The organism is Bradyrhizobium uaiense, from assembly GCF_010811875.1.
In the GTDB taxonomy this organism is placed as follows: domain Bacteria; phylum Pseudomonadota; class Alphaproteobacteria; order Rhizobiales; family Xanthobacteraceae; genus Bradyrhizobium; species Bradyrhizobium uaiense.
Genome location: NZ_VKHP01001068.1, coordinates 1 through 239 on the forward strand (window position 1 = coordinate 1; position 239 = coordinate 239).

Sequence of the window (239 nt, forward strand, 5' to 3'; positions counted from 1 at the left end):
GGGCGATCAGGGAAGGGTCTTCATCGTCACGCCCTGATGACAATGATTGCCTACGCCTTCCTGCAGCATCGTCGCCTCGCACACGCGGGGCGGAAAAAAAAGAATCAACGGCCCTCCGCCTCAGCCACCCATGCCCGCCGTACGTCACGCCATCGTCGGTCTCATCCTTCGGCCGCCGTCTCAGCGGTGCCCACACTGCCGAAAACAAATCCGCGAAAAACACCGGTACAAATAGATTC

1 pseudogene is annotated in these 239 nt (G+C 59.4%); it reads left to right on the top strand.

The features are described 5' to 3' along the window. Positions 1 to 239 (top strand): annotated as a pseudogene (locus FNJ47_RS55740) (IS701 family transposase); the annotation flags it as partial.